Origin of the sequence: Nocardioides pini (genome assembly GCF_026712185.1) — a bacterium.
Lineage (GTDB): Bacteria > Actinomycetota > Actinomycetes > Propionibacteriales > Nocardioidaceae > Nocardioides > Nocardioides pini.
In genome coordinates this window covers 570,100-594,031 of sequence record NZ_JAPPUX010000003.1, presented here as the reverse complement: position 1 = coordinate 594,031, position 23,932 = coordinate 570,100, and the positions used below count along the sequence as shown (strand labels likewise).

24 protein-coding genes are annotated in these 23,932 nt (G+C 72.0%); 16 read left to right on the top strand and 8 right to left on the bottom strand.

The annotated features are described in order from the left end of the window. The first annotated feature begins 23 nt into the window (after positions 1-23). Entirely contained in the window at positions 24-803 is a 780-nt protein-coding gene (locus tag NYO98_RS12575) for an exodeoxyribonuclease III (protein WP_268112073.1), read from the top strand. Between the two features lie 4 nt (positions 804-807). Here the strand turns inward: NYO98_RS12575 and NYO98_RS12570 are convergent, their stop codons facing one another. After that, positions 808-2,118, bottom strand: coding sequence for an MFS transporter (locus tag NYO98_RS12570; protein ID WP_268112221.1), 1,311 nt, complete (start codon positions 2,116-2,118; stop codon positions 808-810). A gap of 77 nt (positions 2,119-2,195) precedes the next feature. On the opposite strand from NYO98_RS12570, the gene NYO98_RS12565 reads away from it, so the two are divergent. The 3 genes from NYO98_RS12565 (at position 2,196) to NYO98_RS12555 (ending at position 4,888) form a co-directional block, all read left to right on the top strand. Then, complete coding sequence (locus NYO98_RS12565) at positions 2,196-3,191, top strand: GlxA family transcriptional regulator (protein ID WP_268112072.1); 996 nt, start codon at positions 2,196-2,198, stop codon at positions 3,189-3,191. Positions 3,192-3,261: 70 nt separating this feature from the next. Continuing rightward, a complete protein-coding gene (locus NYO98_RS12560) occupies positions 3,262-4,425 on the top strand; it encodes a DNA recombination protein RmuC (RefSeq protein ID WP_268112071.1) in 1,164 nt (387 codons plus the stop codon). A 22-nt stretch (positions 4,426-4,447) separates the two neighbouring features. Beyond that, positions 4,448-4,888, top strand: coding sequence for a DUF6542 domain-containing protein (locus NYO98_RS12555; protein WP_268112070.1), 441 nt, complete (start codon positions 4,448-4,450; stop codon positions 4,886-4,888). 151 nt (positions 4,889-5,039) lie between these two features. Here the strand turns inward: NYO98_RS12555 and NYO98_RS12550 are convergent, their stop codons facing one another. Both NYO98_RS12550 and NYO98_RS12545 read right to left on the bottom strand, forming a co-directional pair. Beyond that, positions 5,040-5,663: an L-threonylcarbamoyladenylate synthase gene (locus NYO98_RS12550; protein ID WP_268112069.1), complete on the bottom strand. Its 624-nt coding sequence runs from the start codon at positions 5,661-5,663 to the stop codon at positions 5,040-5,042. An 11-nt stretch (positions 5,664-5,674) separates the two neighbouring features. Next, the gene (locus NYO98_RS12545; RefSeq protein WP_268112068.1) at positions 5,675-6,673 is read right to left on the bottom strand and encodes a 4-hydroxy-3-methylbut-2-enyl diphosphate reductase; all 999 of its coding nucleotides are present in this window, start codon (positions 6,671-6,673) and stop codon (positions 5,675-5,677) included. A 47-nt stretch (positions 6,674-6,720) separates the two neighbouring features. Here NYO98_RS12545 and xseA point away from each other — a divergent pair, with 47 nt between their 5' ends. Continuing rightward, positions 6,721-7,974 (top strand): exodeoxyribonuclease VII large subunit, encoded by a 1,254-nt coding sequence (gene xseA / locus NYO98_RS12540; protein ID WP_268112067.1) that lies wholly within the window; start codon positions 6,721-6,723, stop codon positions 7,972-7,974. Beyond that, positions 7,967-8,173 carry an exodeoxyribonuclease VII small subunit gene (locus tag NYO98_RS12535; protein ID WP_268112066.1) on the top strand — a complete coding sequence of 69 codons (207 nt, stop codon included), beginning with the start codon at positions 7,967-7,969 and terminating at the stop codon, positions 8,171-8,173. Before xseA ends, NYO98_RS12535 begins: the two co-directional genes overlap by 8 nt. A 195-nt stretch (positions 8,174-8,368) precedes the next feature. Here NYO98_RS12535 and NYO98_RS12530 read toward each other — a convergent pair whose 3' ends face one another. Continuing rightward, complete coding sequence (locus tag NYO98_RS12530) at positions 8,369-8,911, bottom strand: DUF4245 domain-containing protein (RefSeq protein ID WP_268112065.1); 543 nt, start codon at positions 8,909-8,911, stop codon at positions 8,369-8,371. A 184-nt stretch (positions 8,912-9,095) separates the two neighbouring features. Here NYO98_RS12530 and NYO98_RS12525 point away from each other — a divergent pair, with 184 nt between their 5' ends. From NYO98_RS12525 to glpX, 5 genes are read left to right on the top strand one after another with little or no spacing between them, the layout of a single operon-like run. Then, complete coding sequence (locus NYO98_RS12525) at positions 9,096-9,503, top strand: TOBE domain-containing protein (protein WP_268112064.1); 408 nt, start codon at positions 9,096-9,098, stop codon at positions 9,501-9,503. Next, entirely contained in the window at positions 9,500-10,246 is a 747-nt protein-coding gene (gene modA / locus NYO98_RS12520) for a molybdate ABC transporter substrate-binding protein (protein WP_268112063.1), read from the top strand. The genes NYO98_RS12525 and modA overlap by 4 nt, the downstream gene beginning before the upstream one ends. Further along, positions 10,243-11,034 carry an ABC transporter permease gene (locus NYO98_RS12515; RefSeq protein WP_268112062.1) on the top strand — a complete coding sequence of 264 codons (792 nt, stop codon included), beginning with the start codon at positions 10,243-10,245 and terminating at the stop codon, positions 11,032-11,034. The genes modA and NYO98_RS12515 overlap by 4 nt, the downstream gene beginning before the upstream one ends. After that, a complete protein-coding gene (locus tag NYO98_RS12510; protein WP_268112061.1) occupies positions 11,031-12,011 on the top strand; it encodes a sulfate/molybdate ABC transporter ATP-binding protein in 981 nt (326 codons plus the stop codon). Before NYO98_RS12515 ends, NYO98_RS12510 begins: the two co-directional genes overlap by 4 nt. A 1-nt stretch (position 12,012) precedes the next feature. Continuing rightward, the gene (glpX, locus tag NYO98_RS12505) at positions 12,013-13,026 is read left to right on the top strand and encodes a class II fructose-bisphosphatase (RefSeq protein ID WP_268112060.1); all 1,014 of its coding nucleotides are present in this window, start codon (positions 12,013-12,015) and stop codon (positions 13,024-13,026) included. Here glpX and NYO98_RS12500 read toward each other — a convergent pair. Next, complete coding sequence (locus NYO98_RS12500) at positions 12,991-13,830, bottom strand: esterase/lipase family protein (RefSeq protein ID WP_268112059.1); 840 nt, start codon at positions 13,828-13,830, stop codon at positions 12,991-12,993. The genes glpX and NYO98_RS12500 overlap by 36 nt on opposite strands. A gap of 91 nt (positions 13,831-13,921) precedes the next feature. Here NYO98_RS12500 and NYO98_RS12495 point away from each other — a divergent pair, with 91 nt between their 5' ends. Next, on the top strand, positions 13,922-14,845 hold the full coding sequence (locus NYO98_RS12495) for an alpha/beta fold hydrolase (protein WP_268112058.1): 924 nt from the start codon (positions 13,922-13,924) through the stop codon (positions 14,843-14,845). A gap of 117 nt (positions 14,846-14,962) precedes the next feature. Here the strand turns inward: NYO98_RS12495 and galK are convergent, their stop codons facing one another. Further along, positions 14,963-16,075, bottom strand: coding sequence for a galactokinase (gene galK / locus NYO98_RS12490; RefSeq protein WP_268112057.1), 1,113 nt, complete (start codon positions 16,073-16,075; stop codon positions 14,963-14,965). 101 nt (positions 16,076-16,176) lie between these two features. Between galK and NYO98_RS12485 the strand changes: the two genes are divergently transcribed. From NYO98_RS12485 to NYO98_RS12470, 4 genes are read left to right on the top strand one after another with little or no spacing between them, the layout of a single operon-like run. Continuing rightward, positions 16,177-17,478 carry an extracellular solute-binding protein gene (locus NYO98_RS12485; protein ID WP_268112056.1) on the top strand — a complete coding sequence of 434 codons (1,302 nt, stop codon included), beginning with the start codon at positions 16,177-16,179 and terminating at the stop codon, positions 17,476-17,478. Next, the gene (locus tag NYO98_RS12480; RefSeq protein ID WP_268112055.1) at positions 17,475-18,422 is read left to right on the top strand and encodes a carbohydrate ABC transporter permease; all 948 of its coding nucleotides are present in this window, start codon (positions 17,475-17,477) and stop codon (positions 18,420-18,422) included. The genes NYO98_RS12485 and NYO98_RS12480 overlap by 4 nt, the downstream gene beginning before the upstream one ends. After that, complete coding sequence (locus NYO98_RS12475) at positions 18,422-19,252, top strand: carbohydrate ABC transporter permease (RefSeq protein ID WP_268112054.1); 831 nt, start codon at positions 18,422-18,424, stop codon at positions 19,250-19,252. The genes NYO98_RS12480 and NYO98_RS12475 overlap by 1 nt, the downstream gene beginning before the upstream one ends. Positions 19,253-19,259: 7 nt before the next feature. After that, positions 19,260-20,525: an ABC transporter ATP-binding protein gene (locus tag NYO98_RS12470; RefSeq protein ID WP_268112053.1), complete on the top strand. Its 1,266-nt coding sequence runs from the start codon at positions 19,260-19,262 to the stop codon at positions 20,523-20,525. 227 nt (positions 20,526-20,752) lie between these two features. Here the strand turns inward: NYO98_RS12470 and NYO98_RS12465 are convergent, their stop codons facing one another. Both NYO98_RS12465 and NYO98_RS12460 read right to left on the bottom strand, forming a co-directional pair. Next, a complete protein-coding gene (locus NYO98_RS12465; protein ID WP_268112052.1) occupies positions 20,753-22,657 on the bottom strand; it encodes an alpha-amylase family protein in 1,905 nt (634 codons plus the stop codon). A 93-nt stretch (positions 22,658-22,750) separates the two neighbouring features. Next, positions 22,751-23,833 (bottom strand): ABC transporter ATP-binding protein, encoded by a 1,083-nt coding sequence (locus NYO98_RS12460; protein WP_268112051.1) that lies wholly within the window; start codon positions 23,831-23,833, stop codon positions 22,751-22,753. Between the last annotated feature and the right edge of the window lie 99 nt (positions 23,834-23,932).

The window sequence follows — 23,932 nt, the reverse complement described above, 5'->3', positions numbered from 1 at the left end:
ACTGCCTTCCTTAGGGTGGACGGGTGCGCATCGCCACCTGGAACGTCAACTCCCTCCGCTCCCGCATCGACCGCGTCGAGGCGTTCGTGCAGCGCCACGACGTCGACGTGCTCGCGCTGCAGGAGACCAAGGCGCGCGAGGACCAGCTGCCGCTGATGGGCCTGCAGGCCCTCGGCTACGACGTCGCCGTCGCCGGGCTCAACCAGTGGAACGGCGTCGCGCTGCTGTCGCGCGTCGGCCTCGAGGACGTCGAGATCGGCTTCGACGACATGCCCGGGTGGGGCGACCCGGTGGCGGCCGAGTCCCGCGCGATCGGCGCGACCTGCGGCGGGGTGCGCATCTGGTCGCTCTACGTCCCCAACGGCCGCAAGCCCGACGACCCGCACTACGTCTACAAGCTCGACTGGCTGGCCCGGCTGCGCGCGACCGCCAGCGGCTGGCTCGACGGCGAGACCGCCCTCGTCGGCGACTGGAACATCTGCCCCACCGACGACGACGTCTTCGACGTCACTCAGTTCGCGAAGTCGACCCACGTGACGCCGCCGGAGCGGGCCGCGTTCCAGGCCTTCCTGGACGACGGCTACGCCGAGGTGACGCGCGCCCACGACCCGGGCTACACCTACTGGGACTACTACCGCCAGCGCTTCGAGCGCGACCGCGGGCTCAAGATCGACTTCGTCCTGGCCTCCCCCACGCTCGCCTCGCGGGTCAGCGGCGCGTTCGTCGACCGCGACGAGCGCGACCCCGCCCAGGGCACCGGCTCGCCGTCCGACCACGCACCCGTCGTCGTCGACCTCGACTGAAGGCTCACATCACGCCGGCGGTCGGCCGGGCCACGGCGGGCTGCGGCGTGCGCCGGATGGCGTACGACATCAGCGCGGCGAGCGCGCACAGGGCGGCCGCGGCGTAGAAGGCCGGGTCGTAGCCGCCGGTGAGGTCGCGGACCACACCGGCGCCGGTGGCGGCGATGGCCGCGCCCACCTGGTGGCTGGCGAAGACCCAGCCGAAGACGATCGGGCCGTCGGCCGCGCCGAACCACTCGCGGCACAGGGCGACGGTGGGCGGCACGGTCGCGACCCAGTCGAGGCCGTAGACGATGATGAAGACCCACATGCTCGGCTCCACGTGCGGTGACATCAGCGCGGGCAGCACCATCAGCCCGACGCCACGCAGCACGTAGTAGCCCACGAGCAGCAGCCGCGGGTCGACCTTGTCGGTGAGCCAGCCCGAGGCGATCGTGCCCACCACGTCGAAGATGCCGACGACCGCGAGCAGGGAGGCGGCGGTGGTGGCCGGCATGCCGTGGTCGTGCGCCGCCGGGACGAAGTGGGTGGCGATGAGGCCGTTGGTGGTCATCCCGCAGATCGCGAAGCCGCCGGCGAGGAGCCAGAACGTCCGGCTGCGGGCGGCGTCGCGCAGCACCGAGAGCGCACGACCGGCGCTGGAGCCGACGTGCTGGTGGGGCGGCGGGCCGGGATCGGCCTCGGTGGCGCCGAACGCCTGCAGCCCGAGGTCGGCCGGGTGGTTGCGCAGGAGCAGGAGGACCAGCGGTACGACGGCCAGCGCGGCCGCGGCGGCCAGCAGCGCCGCCGTACGCCAGCCGTGGTGGGTGGCGAGCCACGCCACGACCGGCAGGAAGATGAGCTGACCGGTGGCGTTGCCGGCGGTGAGGATGCCGCTGACGAGCCCGCGACGGGCGACGAACCACCGGCTGGTGATCGTGGCCACGAAGGCCATCGACATCGACCCGGTGCCGATCCCGACGAGCAGGCCCCAGCACAGCACCAGCTGCCAGGGCTCGGTCATGAAGACCGTCAGGCCGCTCCCGACGGCGACCATCAGCAACGCGAACGTGACGACCGGCCGGACGCCGAAGCGGTCCATCAGCGCGGCCGCGAACGGCGAGATGAGGCCGAAGAGCATGAGGTTGAGCGAGACCGCCGAGCCGATGAGCCCGTGCGACCAGCCGAACTCGTCGTGCAGCGGCTCGATCAGCACGCCGGGCACGGACCGGAAGGCGGCCGCGCCGACGAGGGTCACGAACGCGACCGCGGCCACCACCCAGGCCCAGTGCAGCCGCTGCGGTCGGCCGAGCGTCGGCTCGGAGGGCGTCGTCATCGTCACGGGAGCAGTCTGGCGGCCGTCTGCACCGTCGGGCGAGTGGCCGAGATGCCAACATGTGCAAGAATCCGGCCATGTCCCCGTCCCCGCACCGCGTGGTCGTGCTGGCGATCCCTCCGGTGATCGGCTACGACCTGACGATCCCGCCGCAGGTGCTCGGCGAGGCCCACGACGCCGACGGTCACCCGCTCTACGACGTCGCGGTCGTGACGCTCGACGGCGGCCCGGTGGAGGCCACCCGCGGCTACGCCATCGCCCCGTCCGCCGGTCCCGAGGCGCTCGCCCGCGCCCAGACCGTCATCGTCCCGGGCACCCAGGTCCCCGGCCCGCGACGTGACGGGAGGATCGGCGACGACCTCCGCGCCGCGCTGGCCTCCGTGCCTGCCGGGGCCCGCTGGGTCTCGATCTGCACCGGGGCGTTCGTGCTCGCGGCCGCCGGGATCCTCGACGGCCACCGGGCCACGACGCACTGGAAGTACGCCGACGACTTCCGCCGGCTCTACCCCGACGTGGCAGTCGACGAGGACGTGCTCTTCACCGACGACGGTCGCGTCCTGACCTCGGCCGGCCTGAGCGCCGGCATCGACCTGTGCCTCCACCTCGTGCGCACCGACCACGGCACGGCCGTCGCCAACGCCGTCGCCCGGCACATGGTGGTGCCGCCGTGGCGCGACGGCGGGCAGGCGCAGTTCATCGAGCGGCACGTCCCGCGTCGCGTCGACGAGACCACCAGCGACGTACGCGCGTGGGCGCAGGCCCACCTCGACCAGCCCCTCGACGTCGCGACCCTGGCGCGCCACGCCTCGATGAGCGTGCGCACCTTCACCCGCCGCTTCCGCGACGAGACCGGCCAGTCCCCCGGCGCCTGGGTCACCCAGCAGCGGATCCGCCACGCCCAGCACCTCCTCGAGGCCACCGACCTGACCGTCGACGACGTCGCGGCCCGCGCCGGGATGGGCACCGCGGCGTCCCTGCGCCAGCACCTCCGCGCGAGCGTCGGCGTCTCGCCCTCGGCGTACCGGCGGACCTTCCGCGGTGCCCCCGACGCCGGTCGAGTGCGCTCGCGGTAGCAGTCGACACGGGGCCGCGCACTCGACCGGGCTCCCGGTCGATGTCGGTGGGGCCGTCCATGCTGGCCCCATGGACACCTTCCCCCTCGTGCTGACCCTGGCGGCCGTCCTCGCCGTCGGGCTGGCCCTCGGTGCCGTGATCGGCGTGCTGTGGGCACGCAGCCGCCCGGGCGACGACGCCGCGATCTTGGCGCTGCAGCAGCGGGTCGCGGACCACGCGGTCGTCCAGGACGGCCTCGAGCGGCTCCAGGACCAGCTGAGCGACCTCGCCCACGACCGCACGGCCTGGCAGGCCCAGCTCCACCAGCAGGTGGCCGACGTGCGCCGCTCGACCGACGTGCTCCGGCACGAGACCCACACGCTCGCGACCGCGCTGCGCAAGCCGCAGGTGCGCGGGCAGTGGGGCGAGCTCCACCTGCGCCGGACCGTCGAGCTCGCCGGGCTGGTCGACCACTGCGACTTCGCCGAGCAGACGCGCCTCGACGACGGCCGGCTGCGCCCCGACCTCGTGGTCACCCTCGCCGGCGGCCGCACCATCGCGGTCGACGCGAAGGCTCCGCTCGCCGCGTTCCTCGACCTCACCGGCGCCGACGACCCCGCCGAGCACGATCGGGCGCTGGCCCGGCTGGGCGAGCACGTCCGCAAGCACGTCGCCGACCTGGGGTCCCGGCGCTACTGGGAGGCGCTGGCCGGCACCCCGGAGTTCGTCGTGCTGTTCCTGCCGGGCGAGGCGATCCTCCAGGCCGCGCTCCAGGCCGTGCCCGACCTCGTCGAGCAGGCCGCGTCACGCAACGTCGTCCTGGCCACCCCCTCCACGCTGATCGCGCTGCTGCGCACGGTCGCCCAGGGCTGGCAGCACGAGGTGCTCAACGCGCAGGCGCAGGAGGTCCAGCGGCTGGGGCAGGAGCTCCACGCCCGGCTCGGCTCGATGGCCGGCCACCTCGACAAGGTGGGCCGCTCGCTCAACGCCAGCGTCGTCGCCTACAACCAGGCGATGGGCTCGCTCGAGGGGCGGGTGCTGGTGTCCGCGCGGCGCTTCGCCGACCTCGGCGTCACCAACGACCAGCTGGACGGTCCCCGCCAGGTGGAGACGGTTCCCCGCTCGGCCGCCGCGCCCGAGCTCGGCGTCCTCGACGACGTCCCGGGTGCCACGGGCGACCCCACGCTGGACGACCTGCTCGACCACCAGCCCGGCACGACACCCGCCGCGGCGCGCCGCGCGCAGGGCGCCTGAGATCGCCTCTAGGTTGAGCCTCGTGACGCGTGCCGACACGTGGTGGCAGGCCGGGCAGGAGCCTGGCCGCCAGGTGGTGTCCCTGGGCGTCGCGCTCACGCTCACCGCCGTCGCCCTCGACGTGCTGCTTGTCGGCAGCCTCACGCTGTTCTTCGACCTCTGCTTCATGGCGCTGTGCCTGGGACTGGCTGCGCTGGTGCGACGGCAGGACTTCTACCTCGTCGCGCTGCTGCCGCCGGTCCTGATGGTCGTGGTCTTCGGCTTCATCGCGATCGTCGCGCGCGACGCGATCGCCGACCCCGGCGACAGCGTCCTGCAGGCCGTCGTCTCCGGCGTCGCCACCCACGGCGTCGCCCTCTTCGTCGGCTACGCCCTGTGCCTGGGCTGGCTCGGCTGGCGCCTGCACCGCAAGGGCGACCTCGCCTCCGAGCTCGAGCGCGAGCTGGGCCAGCCGGCCCGCTGACCGGGCTCTTCCTCGCGCTGCACCGCGCCGACCGGGCACTTCCTCGCGCTGCACCGCGCCGACCGGGCACTTCCTCGCGCTGGAACGCGCCGAGCGGGCCACAACGACGACGACTACGACGTGGTGTGGAACGTGGCCCGGATCGGGTGAGTCACTCCTCGAAGCGCGACACGTCGCCCGCCCCGCGGCGTACGACGACGGGCTCGGCGTCGGACCAGTCGATCACCGACGTGGGCTCGGCGGTGACCTCGCCCGACTCGACCACGACGTCGACGACGTGGTCGAGGTCCTCCTTGATCTCCCAGCCCATCGTGCGCGCCTCGGTCTCACCGGGGAGGATGAGGGTGCTGGTGAGGATCGGCTCGCCGAGCTCCTCCAGCAGGGCGCACACCAGCTTGTGGTCGGGGATGCGGACGCCGACGGTGCGCTTCTTCGGGTGCATCAGCCGCTTCGGCACCTCACCGGTCGCGGGGAGGATGAACGTGTACGGGCCCGGCGTCGCGGCCTTGATGGCGCGGAACGCGTTGTTGTCGACGTGGACGAACTGCCCGAGCTGGGAGAAGTCCTTGCACATCAGCGTGAAGTGGTGGCGGTCGTCGAGCTCGCGGATCTTGAGGATCCGGTCGCGGCCCTCACGGTTGCCGAGCCGCGCGCCGAGGGCGTAGCCGGAGTCGGTGGGGTAGGCGATGAGCTGGTCGCTCCGCAACGCCTCGACGACCTGGGAGACGAGGCGCGGCTGCGGGTTGTCCGGGTGGATGTCGAGGTAGCGCGCCATCGTGGTCGCCCTCAGGCCTTCTGCGCCGCACGCAGGTCGCGCCGCAGCTCCGGCGGCAGCGCGAAGATCAACGACTCCTCCGCCGAGTGCACCGCACGCGCGTCGGGGTAGCCGCGCTCGGAGAGGAAGGCGAGCACGCCCTCGACGAGGTCCTCGGGCACCGACGCGCCGGAGGTGACCGACACGGTCTCGACGCCGTCGAGCCAGGCCTCGTCGATCTCGGTGTGGTCGTCGACGAGGTACGACGCCTTGGCGCCCGCCTCGAGGGCGACCTCGACCAGTCGCACGGAGTTCGAGGAGTTGCGCGACCCGACCACGATCACCAGGTCGGCGGCCGCCGAGATCTCCTTGATCGCGAGCTGGCGGTTCTGGGTGGCGTAGCAGATGTCGTCGCTGGGCGGGTCGAGCAGCAGCGGGAACTTCTCCCGGATCGCCGCGACCGTCTCGAGGGTCTCGTCGACGCTCAGCGTCGTCTGCGACAGCCAGGCCACCTTCGCGGGGTCGCGGACCTCGATGTGCGCGACGTCCGCCGGGCTCTCGACGAGCTGGATGTGGTCGGGCGCCTCGCCCGCCGTGCCCTCGACCTCCTCGTGGCCGGCGTGGCCGATGAGGAGGATGTCGTAGTCGTCGGAGGCGAACCGCTTCGCCTCGTGGTGGACCTTCGTCACCAGCGGGCAGGTGGCGTCGATGGTCTTCAGGCCGCGCTCGGCCGCCTGCGCGTGGACCGCCGGCGAGACGCCGTGGGCGGAGAAGACCACCGTCCGGCCCTCGGGGACCTCGTCGAGCTCCTCGACGAAGATCGCGCCGCGCGACTCGAGGTTGGCCACCACGTGCTTGTTGTGCACGATCTGCTTGCGGACGTAGACCGGGGCGCCGTAGAGGTCGAGCGCCTTCTCGACCGTGATCACGGCACGATCCACGCCGGCGCAGTAGCCGCGGGGCGCCGCGAGCAGGACGTTCTTGGCGGTCTCGGGGTCGAGGACCGGAGGGAGGCCGAGGTCGGTGCTCATGGGCCCGAGTCTACGGGCGTGTCCGCGCCCTCCCCTATCCTCGCCGCGTGCCCTCACTCCGCGACGCCACGGCCGAGTCGCCGGCCCCGGTGCGGGCCGTCGCCAACGCCGTCGCGCAGTGGATCGACAAGCTCGGCGGCGTCTGGGTCGAGGGGCAGATCGCGCAGGTCAACCGGCGCCCCGGGATGCAGACCGTCTTCATGACGCTCCGCGACACCGTCGCGGACATCTCGGTCACGCTGACGTGCGCCCGTTCGCTCGTCGACTCGATGAACCCGCCCCTCGTCGAGGGGGCCAGCGTCGTCGTCCACGCCCGGCCCAGCTTCTACGCCAACCGCGGGTCCTTCTCCCTGGCCGCCCGCGAGATCCGCATGGTCGGCCTCGGCGAGCTGCTCGCCCGGCTCGAGCGGCGCCGCCAGCTGCTCGCCGCCGAGGGCCTGTTCGCCCCCGAGCTCAAGCGCGACCTGCCCTTCCTCCCCGCCCGCGTCGGCCTGGTGACCGCGCCCAACAGCGCCGCCGAGCGCGACGTGCTCGACAACGCGCGCCGCCGCTGGCCGGCCGTGCAGTTCGAGGTGGCCTACGCCGCCATGCAGGGCACCCGGTCGGCGGCCGAGGTGATGGAGGCCCTCGACCGGCTCGAGCGCCACGCCGAGGTCGACGTCGTCGTGGTCGCGCGCGGCGGCGGCTCGAGCGAGGACCTGCTGCCGTTCTCCGACGAGGCGCTGATCAGGGCGGTGCACCAGATGCGTACGCCGGTGGTGTCCGCGATCGGCCACGAGCCCGACCAGCCGCTGCTCGACCTCGTCGCCGACGTCCGTGCCTCCACCCCCACCGACGCGGCCAAGCTCGTCGTCCCCGACATGGCCGAGGAGATCCAGGGCGTCACGTGGGCGCGCGACCGGCTCCGCCAGGTCATCTCGCAACGCATCGCGCGCGAGGTGGAGTGGCTGGCGCAGGTGCGGTCGCGCCCGGCCATGGCCGACCCGCGCAACCTGCTCGCCGCCCGCTCCGACGAGCTCGACGACCTGCTGGCGCGCGCCCGTCGTACCCTCTCCCACCGCCTCGACCGGGCTGCCGACGACATCGGTCACCAGCGCGCCCGGGCGCAGGCGCTCTCCCCGCTCGCCACGCTGCAGCGGGGCTACGCCGTGCTCCAGGACGCCGAAGGCCACGTCGTGACGTCCGTCGCGCAGGCCACGCCCGGCGCCGCCGTCTCCGTCCGGGTCGCGGACGGGCGCATCCACGCCGCGACAGACCGCATCGAACGAGACACCCTGGTCGAGGAGGACCCTGATGAGTGACGCCAGCCCCGAGCAGCCCAGCTACGAGGAGGCCCGCGAGGAGCTCATCGAGGTGGTGCGCACCCTCGAGGCCGGCGGCACCACGCTCGAGGAGTCGCTCGCGCTCTGGGAGCGGGGCGAGGCCCTCGCCAAGGTCTGCCAGCGGTGGCTCGACGGCGCCCGCAAGCGCCTCGACGACGCGATGGGCGCCGACGACTGAGGGCTGACGCCGACGACTGACCGCATCCGCTGGTCGAGGAGGGACGAAGTCCCGTCACGAGACCCCTCGGCGAATGCTGCTTCTCGGCTGTCCGGATCTCGACTCGCTCGTGCGACTTCGTTCCTCAGTCGCGTCGCTTGCTCGATCTGGCCGCCCCCACGCCGCGGCCTCGTGCCTCGGCCGCGACTGGGCGTCTCACCGCGTCAGCAGACCGAGGTAGGTCTCGATGTCCTCGGCCGGGGCGGAGCCGTAGACGAGGAGCGCCTCGTCGCCGAGCTCGGTGGAGTAGCCCACGTCACCGCCGTCGTCGGACCAGGTCTGCCAGGTGTCGGTGACGTCGGAGGGCACGGTCGCGTCGTCGCCCGCCACGGCGTCCTCGTCGACGTAGAGCTCGACGAGGTCGTCGACGGAGGTGTCCTGCTGCCGGATCCCGACGAAGCGACCGTCGTCGGTGAGCACGCCGAGGCTCCACCGCGGGTCGTCGCCGGCGGCGAGCTCGGTGCTGGTGGCCGTCCACCCGGCCGGCAGCTCGCGGGGGTGGACGACCTGGAGGTCGGCCTGCTGCGCGAGCTCGACGCGCGCCTGCCAGTCGACGGCCTCGGGCTCGTTGTCCACGTCGTTGCGCCACAGCCCGCGCCACGCGACGAACGCCAGCACCGCGAGCACCGTGACGATCAGGGCGCCGGTCATCCCGTTGAAGGAGCGCGTGTAACGGCTCGGCTGTCCCTGCGCACTCACGTGGCCCATCCTCCCAGCCCACCCCACGCGCTGTAACGCCGGGTTAGGAGCACTACCCACGGTGGAGCACCACCATGGGTACCTGCAGCAACCCGGCGTTACAACGGAGGTCGGGAGCGCCAGGTCCAGCCGCAGGTGCGGAGAGATGGAGCCAAAAAGAACGCAGGTGCGGCATACTCCAACCGTGATCACCTACCGAATCGCGGAGGCGGCGGAGATCCTCGCCGTCAGCGACGACACCGTACGCCGCTGGGTGGACGCCGGCCGGCTGCCCTCGCGCCGCGACGAAGGCCGCACGACGGTCGCGGGCCACGACCTGGCCGATCTCGCCGAGCACCTCGCGGAGTCCGGCGAGCTCGCCGAGCGCGACCGCACCCGTGCCGGCACGGTCAGCGCGCGCAACCGGATGAGCGGCATCGTGACGCGGGTCAAGCGGGACCACGTGATGGCCCAGGTCGAGATGATCTGCGGCCCCTACCGGGTGGTGTCGCTGATGAGCACCGACGCCGCCGACGAGCTCGGCCTCGAGCCGGGCGTCCGGGCCATCGCGAGCGTGAAGTCCACCAACGTCGTCGTGGAGGTGCCGAAGTGAGGAGGCTCGCCGCCCTGGTCCTGCTGCTCCCCCTCGCCGCCTGCGGGGGTGGTGACGACGGGGAGGACGCAGCGGGTGGTGGTGCCAGGCTCACCGTGCTCGCCGCCGCCTCGCTGACCGATGTGTTCGACGAGCTCGCCACGCCGTTCGAGGAGGAGCACGACGCCGACGTCACGTTCTCCTTCGGCTCGAGCACCGACCTCGCCGAGCAGGTCGCCGACGGCGCCCCGGGCGACGTCCTGGCCACAGCCGATGAGGCGTCGATGCAGCTCGCCGAGGACGCCGGCGTCACCGGCGAGGTCGAGCCGTTCGCGACCAACGTCCTCACGATCGTCGTGCCCGCCGGCAACCCGGCCGGCATCGAGTCGCTCGACGACCTCGCGGGTGCGACGTGGGTGCGCTGCGCCGACGAGGTGCCGTGCGGCAAGGTCGCCGTGTCGCTGCTCGACGCCGCCGGCGTCACCGCCGAGCCGGTCAGCCTCGAGGAGGACGTCCGCGCCACGCTCGACAAGGTGGCCTCCGGGGAGGCCGACGCCGGACTGGTCTACGCGACGGACGCGGTCGCCGCCGCGGCAGAGGTCGACGCCGTGGAGATCCCCGGCGCGGAGCAGGCCCTCACGTCCTACTACGCGGCGACGCTCGCGCAGTCGGAGGACGCGGACCTGGCCGCCGACTGGGTCGCGTGGGTGAGGTCGGACGAGGGGCAGGCGATCCTCGGGGACGCCGGCTTCGGCAGCCCGTGACCGACCGCCTCGGGCGACCGCCGGCACTCCTGATGGTGCCGGCCGTCCTCGCCACGCTCCTCCTGCTCGTCCCCCTGGTCGCCATGGTCGCGGCCGCCGACTGGCAGGCGCTGCCGGGCCACCTGACCTCCCCGGCCGCGATCGACGCGCTCCGGCTGTCGCTGGTCACCTCGACCGTGGCCATCGTGTTCTGCCTGCTCCTGGGACTGCCGCTCGCGTGGCTGCTGGCCCGGGTCGACTTCCGCGGCCGCGGCGCCGTGCGCGCCCTGGTCACCGTGCCGCTGGTGCTGCCACCGGTCGTCGCCGGAGTCGCCCTCCGCAGCGCCTTCGGGCGCTCCGGGGTCATCGGCGGGCCCCTGCTCGAGTGGACGGGCTTCGCCTTCCCCTTCACGACGTACGGCGTCGTGCTGGCGCACGTGTTCGTGTCCATGCCCTTCGTCGTGATCGCCATCGAGGGCGCCCTGCGCTCCGCCGACCCGAGGTACGACGAGGCTGCCGCCACGCTCGGCGCCACCCGCTGGACGACGTTCCGACGGGTCACGGTCCCGCTCGCGCTCCCGGGCGTCGTCGCCGGGACCGTCCTCGGGTGGGCGCGGTCGCTCGGCGAGTTCGGCGCGACCATCACCTTCAACGGCAACTACCCGGGCACCACCCAGACGATGCCGACGCTGATCTACGTGACCCGCCAGTCCGACCAGGCCGCCGCCATCTCCCTCAGCCTGCTCATGCTGCTGGTGTCGGTGGGCATCCTCGTCGCCCTGCGCGACCACTGGCTGGGGACGCCGTGAGCGCGGCTCCCGCACGACCGCTCGTGGCCGACCTGCGGGTGGCCGACCGGGTCGACGCCGCGTTCACCGCCGAGCCGGGCGAGGTGCTGGCCGTCATCGGTCCCAACGGCGCCGGGAAGAGCTCCCTCCTCCACGCCGTCGCGGGGCTCGTCGACGTCGAGGGCAGTGCGCGCCTCGGCGACACCGACCTGCTCACGCTGCCGGTCCGCGAGCGCCGGATCGGGCTGGTGTTCCAGGGACAGCTGCTCTTCCCGCACCTCTCGGCCGTCGACAACGTCGCCTTCGGCCTGCGCTCCCGCGGCGAGGGCCGGGCGAGGGCGGAGGCGGTCGCGCGGGACTGGCTCGAGCGCTTCGGCATCGCCGACCTCGCGGATCGCAAGCCGCGCGAGCTCTCCGGTGGCCAGGCCCAGCGCGTCGCGATCGCGCGGGCCCTGGCGACCGAGCCGGACGTGCTGCTGCTCGACGAGCCGTTCACCGGGCTCGACGTGTCGGTCCAGATGGCGCTGCGGATCGAGCTGGGCCGGCACCTGCGCGACTTCCCGGGCATCGCGCTCCTGGTCACGCACGACGCCATCGACGCGCTCACGCTGGCCGACAAGGTCCTCGTCCTCGACGAGGGCCGGGTGGCGCAGGTCGGCCCGCCCGCCGAGGTCGCGGCCGAGCCCCGCACCCCCCACGTCGCCCGCCTCGTCGGGCTCAACCTCGTACCCGACGGCGACGACCTGATGGCCTTCACCCCGGACGCCGTCGTGGTCTCGTTGCAGGAGCCGGAGGGATCCACGCGCCTGCGCTGGCACGGACCGATCGCGACGCTCGCGCCGCACGGCGACGCCGTACGCCTGCTGGTGCACGCCTCCCCCGACCTCCTCGCCGACCTGACACCCGCCGCGGCGACCGAGCTGGAGCTGGTCCCGGGCCGCGAGGTGTGGCTGTCGGCCAAGGCGACCGCGGTGAGCCGCTACGCCGCGCGCCGATAACATGCGCGCCATGAGCTCCAGCGCGCCGCAGCCCGAACGCAACCTCGCCCTCGAGCTGGTGCGCGTCACCGAGGCGGCCGCCATGGCGGCCGGGCGCTGGGTCGGTCGCGGCGACAAGAACGACGCCGACGGCGTCGCGGTCGAGGCGATGCGCTACATGATCTCCACCGTCGAGATGCGCGGCACCGTGGTGATCGGCGAGGGCGAGAAGGACAACGCCCCGATGCTCTTCAACGGCGAGGAGGTCGGCGACGGCTCGGGCCCCGAGTGCGACGTCGCCGTCGACCCGATCGACGGCACGACGCTGACCGCCAAGGGCATGAGCAACGCCGTCTCGGTGCTCGCGGTGTCGCCGCGCGGCTCGATGTACGACCCGAGCGCGGTCTTCTACATGGACAAGCTGGCCACCGGCCCCGAGGCCGCCGACGTCGTCGACATCCGGCTGCCGGTGAAGGAGAACATCGCCCGCGTCGCCAAGGCAAAGGGCATCTCCGTCCACGACGTGACCGTCGTGCTGCTCGACCGCCCGCGCCACGCCCAGCTCGTCGACGACATCCGCGCGACCGGCGCCCGCATCAAGTACATCACCGACGGCGACGTCGCCGGCGCGATCATGGCGGCCCGACCCGACACCGGCGTCGACCTGATGCTGGGCATCGGCGGCACCCCCGAGGGCATCATCGCGGCGTGCGCGATGAAGTGCATCGGCGGCAAGATCCAGGGCCAGCTCTGGCCGCAGGACGACGACGAGCGTCAGCGCGCGCTCGACGCCGGCCACGACCTCGACCGCGACTTCGTGCTCGGCACCGACGACTTGGTCACCGGGGACGACGCGTTCTTCGTGGCCACCGGCATCACCGACGGCGAGCTCATGCGCGGGGTGCGCTACCGCGGCAACGGCGTGACCACGCACTCGCTGGTGATGCGCTCGCGCAGCGGCACCGTGCGCTCGATCACCGCCGAGCACCAGCTCTCGAAGCTACGCAATCTCTCCACGATCGACTTCGACAACTGACACGGGCACGGGCACGGGCGGCCGCAGCGCCGCCGACACCGCGGTGATGACGAGGGGGTCGAACGCCATCCCCACGTGGGACGAGCGCACCTCCACGGGCCGTGCCGCCGGGTCGACGCACGCGCGCCAGTCGACGATCCCGTCGCGCCGGGAGAAGATCGCGGTGAAGTCGATCCCGTCGGGCAACGGCGCGCGCGCCTGGTCGAAGCTCTCCCGCGCGCACGTGCCGGCGACACAGTCCTCGGTCATCAGCCGGCGCATCCCGGCCCGGTTGAGCCGCACCAGCAGGTCGACGCTGCGGGCGAGCGAGACGTGGTGGGCCCCAGGCGCGAGCACCGGGCTGCCCATCGTGACGATGCCCGCGACGAGGTCGGGGCGTCGGGCGGCGACCCCGCGGGCCAGCATCCCGCCGAGGCTGTGGCCCACGATGCGCACCCGCGACCCGCGGCGCTGCGAGATCTCCTCCAGCCGCTCCTCGAGCTGCGCGGCGGCCGACAGGGTGCAGCCGACGTTGGCGCGGATGTCCGCCCGGTAGGTCCGGAAGCCCTGGTGGCGCAGCGTCCGGCTCATCGGCCCCAGGGAGGAGTCCCCGGCGAGGAACCCCGGCACCAGCAGCACCGGTTCCCCCACCCGCAGCGGCCGCGAGCCCAGCGGCGTACGACGTCGCGAGCCGCGCGAGCCGAGGGCCGAGACGGCGTAGCGCCCGGCCTCGGTGAGCACCGAGCCCTCGCGCAGCACGGCCACCACGGAGGGCTGCGAGAAGCCCTCGGGAGTGAGGAATGCGGCCGTTGTGCGCTGCGTCACAATCATCCAACCTAGCCCAGAACCCGCTCCGCACCGGGGATGTGGGCCACTTTGCGTTTATTTGGGGACGACAGTCGTGTTCACTGACGATATGGCCGCGCCCCACCGAGACCCCCAGCCGCCCGTCGCGTCCGACGAGCTCCGCGCCCCGGTCGGCATCGACGTCGAGCTGTGCTACCAGACCTTCGGCGACGCCGACGACGAGCCGCTGCTCCTGGTGATGGGGCTCAGCGGTCCGATGACGTGGTGGGACCAGGCGTTCTGCGAGCGGCTCGCGGCCGCCGGCTTCCACGTGGTGCGCTACGACAACCGCGACACCGGCAGGTCCTCGCGCATCGCCGCCCCGGCCCGGCCCGACCAGCTGGTCAAGGCCTTCGCGACCGGCAGGGCCAGCAGGCCCTACTCGATGTCGGACCTGGCCGGCGACGCCGTCGCGCTGCTCGACCACCTCGGCCTCGAGGCGGCCCACCTCGTCGGCGTGTCGATGGGCGGGATGATCGCGCAGACCGTGGCCGTCGAGCACCCGACGCGGGTCCGGTCGCTGACGAGCATCAGCTCCACGACGGGCAAGCGGACGGTCGGCTGGCAGCACCCCTCGCTGCTCCCCCGGCTCATCGCGCCCCGCAAGGCCGGACGCGACGCCTACGTGGAGACCAGCCTCGCCATGTGGTCGCTGATCGGCTCCGCCGCCTACCCGTCGGACCCCGACGCCCTCCGCACCCGCGCCGAGGCGACCTTCGACCGCGGCGTGAGCGCCAGCGGCGCCGTGCGTCAGATGCTGGCGATCCTCACCCAGGACGACCGGACCCCGCGGCTGCGCAGCCTCCGCGTGCCGGCGCTCGTCATCCACGGCACGGCCGACAAGATGGTCCACGTCAGCGGTGGCCGCTCGACCGCCGCGGCCATCCCCGGCGCCGAGCTGGTGACCATCGACGGGATGGGCCACGACCTGCCGCCCGAGCTCTTCGGCACCTTCGTCGAGGCGATCCGGAGGACCGCCGACCGGGCCTCGTAGCCGCTGCGCTCTCGTCGGACTCCCCGCTCGAGCGGGGAGTCCGTCACCTGGAGGCCGTTGCAAAGGCCTCCAGGTGTCAGGCACCCCCTGCAAGTAGGCGCTGAGTCTCCGAGAGACTCAGCGGCCAGCGAGGGGGTGGGCGCCCGGCGACGGCTCGGCCGTGAAGAGGTCGGGCTCCGCGAAGCCCGCGTCGGCGAAGGCACGGCGTACGGCCTCGCCCGCCGCGTCGACGTCCGCCTCGGGCACCAGCCCGATGACGCAGCCGCCGAAGCCGCCACCGGTCATCCGGGCCCCGAGCGCGCCCGACCCCAGGAGGGTGTCGACGGCGGTGTCAACCTCCGGCACGGTGATGCGGAAGTCGTCACGCATGGAGCGGTGCGACGCGGTGAGGAGCGGCCCGACGTCGGCGAGGCGACCGGCGTCGAGGAGCTCCACCACCGACAGCACGCGGTCGTCCTCGGTGACGACGTGGCGCACGTAGCGGCGCAGCTCGTCGTCGTCGAGCCTGCCGAGCGCGGCGTCGAGGTCGTCGGCGGTCACGTCCCGCAGCGCGGCGACGCCCAGGCGGCGGGCCGCCTCCTCACAGCCGCTGCGGCGGGCGCCGTACTCCCCGTCGGAGTGGCGGTGGGGCGCGCGGGTGTCGGCCACCAGGACCGCGAGGCCGTTGCCGGCCAGGTCGAGCGGGACCGACCGGGTCTCGTGGCTGCGCATGTCGCAGAACAGGGCGCGGCCCGCCTCGCCGCGCAGGCTGACCAGCTGGTCCATGCCGCCGGTCGGCGCGCCCACGGCGTCGTTCTCCACGTCGCGGGTCAGCGCGAACAGGGCGGCGTCGTCGAGCCCGAGGCCGAGGTGGTCGTCGACGGCCCGGACGACGGAGCACACCAGCGCGGCCGACGACGACAGCCCCGCGCCCGACGGCACGTCGGAGTCGACCCCGACGTCGAGCGGCGGCACGTCGACGCCGCGGTCGGTGAGCAGCCACAGCGCACCCAGCACGTAGCGCGACCAGTCGGGCACGCCCGCCAGGTCGGCGTCCGCCAGCCCCGAGCGTCGTACGTCGACCGGGTCGGGCTGCTGGGCGGAGCGGACCGTCCAGCCGTCGGCCCCGGGCGCGGGCGAGACCGTCGCGGTGCACCCGACCTCGAGCGCGAACGGCAGGACGTAGCCGTCGTTGTAGTCGGTGTGCTCGCCGATCAGGTTGATGCGACCGGGCGCGAACCAGCTCGTCACAGGGGCCTCTCTCGTCACGGTGTTCCTCTGGGTGAGGCGCTGTTGCCAAACATAGCCGCAGCCGATAGACCAGTGATCCACGTCATACATAGGAGGGGCGCATGGCACCACGTTCATCGACCCGATCCCGCGGTCGTCCGCGGTCTCGACGCATCGCCGCATCCGCGGTCACGCTGGCGCTCGCGAGCAGCCTCCTCGCCGCCTGCGGCGGTGACAGCGGCAAGCCCGAGCTGGTCTGGTACATCAACCCCGACGCCGGCGGCCAGGACGCGGTCGCCGAGAAGTGCTCGACCGACGAGTACACCATCACCACCCAGGTGCTCCCCCAGGACTCGAGCCAGCAGCGGATCCAGCTGTCGCGACGCCTCGCGGCGAAGGACCCGGCCATCGACCTGATGTCGCTCGACCCGCCGTTCACGGCGGAGTTCGCCGACGCCGGCTTCCTCGCCGAGCTCCCCCAGGACGCCAAGACGCAGCTCGAGGAGCAGGGCACCTTCAAGGGCGCGATGGACGCGGCCACGTGGGAGGACAAGCTGGTCGTCTTCCCGTTCTGGTCCAACACCCAGGTGCTCTGGTACCGCAAGTCCTTCGTGGAGAAGGCCGGCCTCGACATGTCCCAGCCGGTCACCTGGGACCAGATCATCCAGGCTGCCGCGGACAACGGCGGACAGATCGGCGTCCAGGCCAACAAGTACGAGGGCTACAGCGTCTGGATCAACGCGCTGATCGCGGGCGCCGGCGGACAGCTAGTGGAGAACGCCGACAAGGGCGTCGACCTCGACCTCACCATCGACTCGAAGCAGGGCGAGGACGCCGCCAGGATCATCGAGGAGCTCGCCAGCTCCGACGCCGCGCCCGCCGACCTCAGCGTGTCCAACGAAGGCACGGCCGGGTCGACCTTCGGCGGGGACAACGGCTCGTTCATGGTCAACTGGACCTACATCTTCCACAACTACGACGAGACCGACCCCGACGTCGCCAAGGACATCGGCTACACCCGCTACCCCCAGACGGTCGAGGGCGAGGAGTCCCGTCCGCCCTACGGCGGCATCGGCATCGGCGTCAGCGAGTTCTCCGACAACAAGGACTTCGCGCTCGAGGCCGCCGCCTGCCTCGTCGAGCCGGAGAACCAGGGCATCAACGCCGACCTGACCGGCAACATGCCGGCGAGCACGGCCGGCTACGACTACCCGGCCCTGAAGGAGGCCTACCCCGAGGACCTCCTGCAGCTCTTCCAGGAGAGCGTGGACGCCTCGGCGCCCCGGTCCGTCACGCCCTACTGGAGCGACATCTCGAGCTCGCTGCAGAACACCTGGCACCCGCCGGCCAGCGTCAACCAGGACACGCCCCCGGAGTCCCAGGACTTCACCCAGCAGATCCTGGAAGGAGGGAGATTGCTGTGAGCACCACCTTGCAACGCCCACCCGCCGACGTGTCCGCCAAGCCTGCGGCGAGCGACCGGTCGAAGGCCGAGAACAGGCTCGGCCTCAAGCTGGTGGCACCCGCCGTCATCATGATGCTGCTGGTCACCGCCTGGCCGATGATCCAGGCGCTCTACCTGTCGCTCTTCCGCTACCGGCTGACCGCGCCGGACGACCGCGAGTTCATCGGCATCGACAACTACGTCACCGTCCTCACCGACAGCCTCTTCTGGCGTGACACGTGGAACACGATCCTGATCATGGTCGTGACGGTCGCCGTGGAGCTCGTGATCGGCTTCGCGTTCGCCATGGTGATGCACCGCATCATCTTCGCCAGGGGCCTGATGCGGACCTCGATCCTCATCCCCTACGGCATCATCACCGTCGTCTCCGCGTTCGCGTGGCAGTTCGCCTTCTCGCTGAACAACGGATTCGTCAACGCGTGGTTCAACTGGCTGCCGTGGATCGCCGAGGACACCAACTGGTTCGGCGACCACTGGCACGCCATGTTCGCGATCATGGTGTCCGAGATCTGGAAGACCACCCCGTTCATGGCGCTGCTGCTGCTCGCCGGCCTCTCCCAGGTCAGCGAGGACATGCTCGAGGCGGCCCAGGTCGACGGAGCCACCTGGTGGCAGCGGCTGTGGAAGGTGATCCTGCCCAACATGCGAGCCGCGATCATGGTCGCGGTCCTCTTCCGAGCCCTCGACGCCTACCGCATCTTCGACAACATCTACATCATGACGCGAGGTGCCCAGGACACGGAGTCGATCTCCTTCCTCACCTACCGGCAGGTGATCGAGCAGATGCAGCTGGGCCTCGGGTCGGCGCTCTCGGTGGTGCTCTTCTTGTCGGTGCTGCTGCTCGCGTGGCTGATCGTCAAGCTGTTCCGGGTCGACCTGGCGTCTGCGAGGGGTGAAGGCTGATGAAGGGCAAGAACGCGATCGGCACCTGGATCGGCTTCATCCTGATCCTGCTGTGGTGCCTGTTCCCGGTGGCGTGGATCATCTCGCTGTCGTTCAAGTCCGTGAGCGAGACCGCGGTCGGCAGTCCGCAGTTCCTTCCCGAGGACCCGACGTTCGAGAACTACACGGCGATCGTCGACAACCCCGACTTCACGAGGGCGCTCTTCAACTCCTTCGGGATCGCGTTGATCGCCACCTTGCTGTCGGTGATCTTCGCGACGCTGGCGGCGTACGCCATCGCCCGGCTGGAGTTCAAGGGCAAGCGGCTGGTCCTGTCGCTCGCGCTGGCGATCGCGATGTTCCCGGTCGTCGCGCTGGTCGGCCCGCTGTTCGACCTGTGGACCAGGTTCGGCCTGTTCAACACCTGGCCCGGCCTGATCATCCCCTACATGTCCTTCACGCTCCCGCTGGCGATCTGGACCCTGTCTGCGTTCTTCCGCGAGATCCCGTGGGAGATGGAGCAGGCGGCCCAGGTCGACGGCGCGACGTCGTGGCAGGCCTTCCGCAAGGTGATCGTCCCGCTCGCCGCTCCCGGTGTCTTCACCGCGGCGATCCTGACCTTCTTCTTCGCGTGGAACGAGTTCGTGCTCGCGATCTCGCTGACCTCGACCACCGCCTCGCGGACGGTCCCGGCGCAGATGTCGTTCTTCGTCGGACCCGACCCGTTCAACCCACCGTACGCACAGCTGGCGACGGCCTCGGTCATCGTCACGCTGCCCGTGATCGTCATCGTCCTGTTGTTCCAGCGCAGAATCGTCGCCGGCCTGACCTCCGGCGCAGTGAAGGGGTGAGGCCGCCATGGCTGCCATCGAGATGAAGAACATCGTCAAGCAGTACGGCGACGGCTTCCCCGCCGTCAACGACGTGAGCATCGACGTCGCGGACGGGGAGTTCCTGATCCTGGTCGGGCCCTCCGGCTGCGGGAAGTCGACGCTGCTGCGGATGATCGTGGGACTGGAGGACATCACCAGCGGCGACATGATCATCGGCGGGAAGAAGGTCAACGACCTCGCCCCGCGCGACCGCAACCTGTCGATGGTGTTCCAGAACTACGCGCTCTACCCCCACCTCACGGTCTACGAGAACATCGCGTTCCCGTTGCGCCTCGCCGGTGCCTCCGACTCCGAGGTGGACAAGAAGGTGCGCGAGGCGTCCTCGACCCTCGAGCTCGACGAGCACCTCGAGCGCAAGCCGGGCAACCTGTCCGGCGGCCAGCGGCAGCGCGTCGCCATGGGCCGGGCCATCGTGCGGAACGCCGAGGCGTTCCTCTTCGACGAGCCGCTGTCCAACCTCGACGCCAAGCTGCGCGGGCAGATGCGCACCGAGATCGCGCGGCTGCAGAAGCGACTCGGCATCACCACGGTCTACGTGACGCACGACCAGACCGAGGCGATGACGCTGGGCGACCGGGTCGCGGTGCTCAAGCGCGGCGTCCTCCAGCAGCTGGCCACGCCGCGGGAGCTCTACGAGAACCCCTGCAACCTGTTCGTCGCCGGCTTCATCGGCTCCCCGCCGATGAACTTCCTGCCGGCCAAGGTGGACGGCGACTCCGTCGAGCTGCCCTTCGGCACGGTCAAGATCCCGAGCGAGAAGGCGCAGAGGGCCCAGGGGAAGGGCCTCCTCATCGCCGGCATCCGCCCCGAGCACTTCGAGGACGCCAGCGTGGTCGACGAGGACAAGGTGAGCGAGGAGGCCACCTTCCACGCCAAGGTCGACGTGGTCGAGTGGCTCGGCAACGAGGCCTACGCCTACATCCCCTTCGAGGCCCCGCCGGAGGTGGAGAAGCAGCTCCAGCAGCTCGAGCGCGACCTCGACGGAGAGTCGCTGCGCACCCAGCTGGTGGTCTCGCTCGACGGCGCCAGCCGGATCACCGAGGGCGACGACGCCACCATCTGGGTCGACGCCCGCAAGATCCACCTGTTCGACCCCTCGACGGGCGAGAACCTCACGATGGACGTCGAGCGCGCCGGCACCGTGCCCGGCGGCAACGCGATGGAGAAGGCCGAGGAGGTCGGTCGCGCGCGGGACGAGGTCCAGCCGGGGTCGGACCAGCCCGCGACCTGACCGCCCCAACGACGTCCGGCCCCGCTGGTCGGCGCGGAGGCGAGGCCCCGGGAGCACGGCTCCCGGGGCCTCGTCGCGTCCGGGCGGGTGTACTTGGCGGGGTAGTCCGACACTTCGTGGGCGTTGTACGCCCCTCCCAGTGACGGACTCCCCGCTCAGGCGGGGACTCCGCGCTCAGGCGGGGACTCCGCGGGAGGAGGGGGCCGACAAAGAAGCCGCGAGACGCCTCAGGCGCGCGGCTCGGGCCGGGCGTGCAGCCACACGGAGGTGTAGGGCTCGAGCCGCACCGCGCCGTCGTGGAGGTCCGGCGCACCACCGGTGAGGGCGTCCACGAGGTCGTCGGAGTGCAGGCCCAGCCAGTGCAGGACGTCGGCGGCCACCCATGCCTCGCGGTCGGTGACGTTGGCGGCGGCGAGGAGGGGGCCGTCCGGGTGCCGGCGGACCACGAGCAGCACGCCGGGGTCGCGCGGGTCCCACACCTCGGTGGGCGACGCGGCGTGCAGGTGCGGCAGCGAGCGTCGTACGTCGATCAGGTGGCGCAGGCCGGACGTGACGCCGTGCGGGTCGGGATCGGCCGCGATCTCGGCCCACGGCATGCGGGGCCGGTGCACCCACCGGTTGTCCGCGGCGTGCTCCGGGTCGTCGGCCCACCCGTGGTCGTTGAGCAGCCCGACCTCGTCGCCCATCCAGATCACCGGCAGGCCGCCGAAGGAGAGGATGACCGCGTGGGCGAGCAGGATGCGCGCGACCGCGTGCGGGTCGCCCGACTCCAGCCCGGCGAGCGAGGCGAGCGAGCCGGAGATCCGGCGGTCGCCGGTCTGCTCGTTGTGCTGGAAGACCAGCCCCCGCGCCCACGATCCCGGGAAGGACCCGGAGTAGAAGTCCGACAGGAACCGCCGGTGGGCGGCCGGGTCGAGCCCGACCGCGCGGGCATCCTCGTCGGAGACCGCCCAGCCGATGTCGTCGTGGCAGCGGACGTAGGTGACCCAGGCCGTCGTGGAGGGCGGTTGCGGCACCTGCTGCAGGGCGTACGTCGCCAGCCGGGCGTCGCGGGAGGCGAGCATCGACCAGACCTGGACCATCAGCCCGTTGTGGTAGGCGAGGTCGCTCACCCGCCCGGCGTGGTCCCCCACGCCGAGGTAGGCGGGCAGGTCCGCCGGGCCGACGATCGCCTCGGCCTTGAAGAGCACCGCCGGGGCGGCGATCCGGGCGACCGTGCGGAGCGCGCGCGTGAGGTCGTGCACCTCGGGCTGGTTCTGGCAGTCGGTGCCGAGGCGCTTCCAGATGAAGGCGATCGCGTCGAGGCGGAACACCTCCACGCCCACGTTGGCCAGCGACAGGACGATGTCGGCGAACTCGCGGAGCACGGCGGGGTTCGACCAGGCCAGGTCCCACTGGTAGTCGTTGAACGTCGTCCAGACCCAGCCCGCCAGCTCCTCGTCCCAGGTGAAGCTCCCCGGCGCGAAGTCGGGGAACACCTCGGGCAGGGTCGCCTCGTAGGCGTCGGGCACCTCGCGGTCGGGGTGGACGTGGAAGAAGGCCCGCCGGTCCGGGTCGCCCGCTCGCGCCGCGACCGCCCACTCGTGCTCGCGCGCCACGTGGTTGAGCACCAGGTCGAGGCAGAGGCTGATGCCCTCGCCACGCAGGGTGGTCGCGAGGTCGCGCAGGTCGTCGACGGTGCCGAGGTCCGGCCGCACGGACCGGTAGTCCATGACCGCGTAACCACCGTCGTTCGGCGCCGGCCGCGGCGTCAGGAGCGGCATCAGGTGGAGGTAGCCGACACCCAGGCCCCGCAGGTACGCCGCACGCTCTCCCACGCCGCGCAGCGTCCCGGCGAAGCGGTCCGCGTAGGCGGCGTAGCCCACCATCGAGGACCGCTGGAACCAGTCGGGCTCACGCAGCCGCCGCTCGTCCAGCGCCCGCAGCTCGGCCGGGCGGGCCGCGTGCGCCGCCCGGGCGACCTCGACCAGGGACCGGGTCACCTCGGGCGCGGCGTCGGCGCCGTAGACCCGCGCCAGGGTGGCCCTCAGGTCGGGTTCCAGCGCGGCGAGGCGCTGCTCGAAGCCGGCGTTGTCCGCCACGTCGTACGCCAGGTCGGTCTCCGGCTCGGTCTCCGGGTCGGTGCGGCTCACGAGCCCAGTATGGCGACGATGCACCGGGCACGGCTGAGCCCCGGGAGCGGACTCCCGGGGCTCAGGCGGTGCTGGTGTGCGGCGACCCGAGGGTCAGTCGGACAGGCGCTCGCCCGACTCGGTGTCGAAGACGTGCACGTTCTGCGGGTCCGTGGTGACGTGGAGCGTCTCGCCCTTCTGCGGGTGCTGGCGCCCGGCGACGCGGACGATGACGTTGGCGGGCGTGCCCTCCACGTCGCAGGTGCCGTAGACGAAGCTGTCGGCTCCGAGCTCCTCGACGACCGTGACCTTGACCGGCAGGCCGCCCTCCTCGGCGGTGACGATGCGCCAGTTCTCCGGACGGACGCCGACCGTGACCAGGCCCGACATCTTGCGCTCGGCCGCCGGGTCGACCGGCACGGTGTAGCTGCCGATCTTGACGTCGCCGTCGACCGCCGTGCCCTCCATCAGGTTCATCTGCGGCGAGCCGATGAAGCCGGCGACGAAGAGGTTGGCGGGCTTGTCGTAGAGCTTGAGCGGGGTGTCGACCTGCTGGAGCACGCCCAGCTTCATCACCGCGACCCGGTCGCCCATCGTCATCGCCTCGACCTGGTCGTGGGTGACGTAGACGGTCGTGACGCCGAGGTCCTGCTGCAGGCGCGCGATGTCGGTGCGGGTCTGCACCCGCATCTTGGCGTCGAGGTTGGACAAGGGCTCGTCCATGCAGAAGACCTGCGGTGCACGGACGATCGCCCGGCCCATCGCCACCCGCTGGCGCTGGCCGCCCGAGAGCGCCTTGGGCTTGCGCTCGAGGAACTCGGTGAGGCCGAGGATCTCGGCCGCCTTCGCCACCCGCTCCTTGCGCTCCGCGACGGGCACCTTGGCCATCTTGAGCGAGAACGCCATGTTCTCCTCGACGGTCATGTGCGGGTAGAGCGCGTAGTTCTGGAAGACCATCGCGATGTCGCGGTCCTTGGGGGGCACGTTGGTGACCTCCCGGTCACCGATGTAGATGCGCCCGTCGTTGACCTCCTCGAGCCCGGCGAGCATCCGCAGGGTCGTGGACTTGCCGCAGCCGGAGGGGCCGACGAGCACCATGAACTCGCCGTCCTTGATCTCCAGGTCGATGCCGGGCACGGCCGGCTCGTCGGCGCCCGGATACCACCGCTGCGCCTTCTCGAACGTCACTGATGCCATGTTCTGCTCCTTCACCGGCAGGTACGTGCCGGACGATCCGTAGTGAAGTGACTGGGGTCACAGTAGGGCCCGGGCCACCGGGCGGCAAAAGCCGCCCAC

Bases quoted from the DNA above. Each gene is read 5' to 3' on its own strand.
- NYO98_RS12570 (WP_268112221.1), bottom strand. From the start codon at position 2,118: ATGACGACGCCCTCCGAGCCGACGCTCGGCCGACCGCAGCGGCTGCAC.
- NYO98_RS12565 (WP_268112072.1), top strand. From the start codon at position 2,196: ATGTCCCCGTCCCCGCACCGCGTGGTCGTGCTGGCGATCCCTCCGGTG.
- NYO98_RS12560 (WP_268112071.1), top strand. From the start codon at position 3,262: ATGGACACCTTCCCCCTCGTGCTGACCCTGGCGGCCGTCCTCGCCGTC.
- NYO98_RS12550 (WP_268112069.1), bottom strand. From the start codon at position 5,663: ATGGCGCGCTACCTCGACATCCACCCGGACAACCCGCAGCCGCGCCTC.
- NYO98_RS12545 (WP_268112068.1), bottom strand. From the start codon at position 6,673: ATGAGCACCGACCTCGGCCTCCCTCCGGTCCTCGACCCCGAGACCGCC.
- NYO98_RS12535 (WP_268112066.1), top strand. From the start codon at position 7,967: ATGAGTGACGCCAGCCCCGAGCAGCCCAGCTACGAGGAGGCCCGCGAG.
- glpX (WP_268112060.1), top strand. From the start codon at position 12,013: ATGCGCGCCATGAGCTCCAGCGCGCCGCAGCCCGAACGCAACCTCGCC.
- NYO98_RS12495 (WP_268112058.1), top strand. From the start codon at position 13,922: ATGGCCGCGCCCCACCGAGACCCCCAGCCGCCCGTCGCGTCCGACGAG.
- NYO98_RS12485 (WP_268112056.1), top strand. From the start codon at position 16,177: ATGGCACCACGTTCATCGACCCGATCCCGCGGTCGTCCGCGGTCTCGA.
- NYO98_RS12475 (WP_268112054.1), top strand. From the start codon at position 18,422: ATGAAGGGCAAGAACGCGATCGGCACCTGGATCGGCTTCATCCTGATC.
- NYO98_RS12470 (WP_268112053.1), top strand. From the start codon at position 19,260: ATGGCTGCCATCGAGATGAAGAACATCGTCAAGCAGTACGGCGACGGC.
- NYO98_RS12460 (WP_268112051.1), bottom strand. From the start codon at position 23,833: ATGGCATCAGTGACGTTCGAGAAGGCGCAGCGGTGGTATCCGGGCGCC.